The organism is Streptomyces sp. NPDC007095 (assembly GCF_040634475.1).
Taxonomy (GTDB): domain Bacteria; phylum Actinomycetota; class Actinomycetes; order Streptomycetales; family Streptomycetaceae; genus Streptomyces.
On the sequence record NZ_JBEYFS010000498.1, the window covers coordinates 1 to 1,934 of the forward strand.

Genomic DNA, 1,934 nt, shown 5'->3' on the forward strand with positions numbered 1-1,934 from the left:
CCACGTCAGGGCAGACAGAAGCACCCCCGGCGCACGCCACGGGATTTACCACGCCCCCGGCGCGCACCGAAGGTGCGCTGGATCGCTGACCTGCGACGATGCGAGCGATTGTGGTTGTCGTCGACTATCCGGACCGCGTCTCTCGGGCTTCATTCCAAGATCGTGAGGCCGTGTTGAGGCCGCAGGGTATCGGTCGGGGCGCGCTACTTCCGCAGCGCCGCCCACTTCCCTCGCGAGAAGTCCGTGCGCGAGTTCCACTACGGCGCCAATCCCAATGTCGACCGAGCATGGTCATCGTGCCTCGCAGAACCCCGAACTCCTCCTGGGCGCTGAGGGAGAAAAGAGACCACGGAGGGATGTTCCCGGGCGATCTCGCCGACGTTCGGGTGGCCGGCGATGGCCTGGTTGCCCCCAGTCGGCATTCGACTGACGCCGAGCCCCCTGCCGACAGGCATGCACCGATCCGCCGCACGGTGGCCCGCTGTGGGAACCGGCCAGACTACGGACCGTGGCTCAGTCGGCGTCGGGAGACGGCTTGCGGAGTGTGATTCTGGCAGCTACGAGGTGCTGGATCAGTCGTAGTGCCCGCTCGGTGTCCCAGAGTCGAGGAGAGGCCAGGGGGCCGCTTTCGGCGCACAGTTCGTCCGGGGGAAGATCCGCCGCGGTGGGCAGGGCGCGCAGGACGTCGTTCAGGAATGTGCCGAAGTGGTCGCCGAGCGGTCCGGTGGTCGCCCGGCGCAGTTGCTCCAGCGCCGCCTCCACCGTGGCCAGCCGGGCGAGGACGGTGGCGCCGTCGACCAGTTCACTCGCCGGGGGCGCGAAGTCCATGTACTGCACGATTCGTTCGGCCGCCACCGCGTCGGCCGGTGCGGCCTGCCACTCGCGGGTCTCCATGGCGTCAAAGGCGCGCTCCACGATCTCGGCGACCGCACGGGTGATCGGCCGGGGGTGCAGTGCGAGCGGGCGGCCCGGCCAGTCGCCCGCGTACTCGGCGAACGAGGGGTCGCCCTCGATGTCGCTGTCCACATAGATGTAGTCGATGTCGATCCTCTCGCGGGCCTCGGAGTGCTCCCACAGCAACTCCACCGGGTGGTAGGCGTGTTCGTCCAGGAACTTCCACCATGCCTCCCGGGGGACCGGGGCATCGAGCAGCTCAAGCTGGATCCTGCACTGGTGACACACCACGTCAACGAATTCCGACATGTCTTCCTCCACCCTTCCCGGCCGGGTCTCCACCCACCAGGATCGATCACCTGTACTGACGTCCGCGCGGAGCCGCAACGTCGCCGCGCCGACTGGGGCGGGAGTAGCCGTATGCGATGTCGTCGAGGAGCTCGCCGATCAGACCCAGCGCACGTTCCGCGTCGAAGAGAGCCGCGGGCATGAAGTCTTCCCGGTCCTTGAGAAGGTCCTCCGGCGCGGTGCCGGCCGTGGATGCGAGTGCGTCGGAGAACGCCCGCAGCGCCGCCGGGAGCCCGGGGGCGCCGGCGGCAGGGGAGCGGATGTCATCGCCACCGGAAGCCGCGGGGAGCGGATCGTCGCCCAGTGCAAGCTTCGGAGGACTCCGTCCGCCAGGATCGGATCACCCGAGGTGCAGACGTTCATCGGTACGGCCCGGCCCGATCGCCAGGCCACGCATCCGCTGATGGTGACGAACGTACGCTTCACTCAGGACGCGGAGGCGGCGGCTGAGATCAGGTGCCGAGGGTCCGCCAGGACTTCGACCGGTGGATCCCGTGGTGGTCCAGGTAGGTCTGGAAAGCGGTCAGCGGCCGTGCTGAAGGGACTTCCTCGGCTGGTGCCAGGTTGCTGAGGCGTTCGATGTTCACGGCGATAGCCGTGAGTGCGTGTTGCAAGTGAGTTCTGGGCAGTCCTCGGTAGCGGCAGTGACGCATGCCGTGTCCGTGGGCGAACTCGTTGATGGTGCCCTCCAC

Annotated in this window: 3 protein-coding genes and 1 pseudogene; 1 reads left to right on the forward strand and 3 read right to left on the reverse strand. The window is 68.0% G+C overall.

What is annotated here, in order from left to right; genetic code table 11:
- Positions 1 to 513: 513 nt before the first annotated feature.
- Together ABZ656_RS57710 and ABZ656_RS57715 are read right to left on the reverse strand one after the other, a co-directional pair.
- Positions 514 to 1,203, reverse strand: coding sequence for a hypothetical protein (locus ABZ656_RS57710; protein WP_101401725.1), 690 nt, complete (start codon positions 1,201 to 1,203; stop codon positions 514 to 516).
- A gap of 46 nt (positions 1,204 to 1,249) precedes the next feature.
- Entirely contained in the window at positions 1,250 to 1,384 is a 135-nt protein-coding gene (locus tag ABZ656_RS57715) for a hypothetical protein (protein WP_360280750.1), read from the reverse strand.
- Positions 1,385 to 1,489: 105 nt separating this feature from the next.
- Here ABZ656_RS57715 and ABZ656_RS57720 point away from each other — a divergent pair.
- Positions 1,490 to 1,681 (forward strand): annotated as a pseudogene (locus ABZ656_RS57720) (restriction endonuclease); the annotation flags it as partial.
- A gap of 13 nt (positions 1,682 to 1,694) precedes the next feature.
- Here the strand turns inward: ABZ656_RS57720 and ABZ656_RS57725 are convergent.
- A partial coding sequence (locus ABZ656_RS57725) for a transposase (protein ID WP_360280747.1) occupies positions 1,695 to 1,934 on the reverse strand: 240 nt, incomplete at its 5' end.

Coding starts and splice junctions, on each gene's coding strand:
- ABZ656_RS57715 (WP_360280750.1), bottom strand. CDS start 1,384: ATGCCCGCGGCTCTCTTCGACGCGGAACGTGCGCTGGGTCTGATCGGC.
- ABZ656_RS57710 (WP_101401725.1), bottom strand. CDS start 1,203: ATGTCGGAATTCGTTGACGTGGTGTGTCACCAGTGCAGGATCCAGCTT.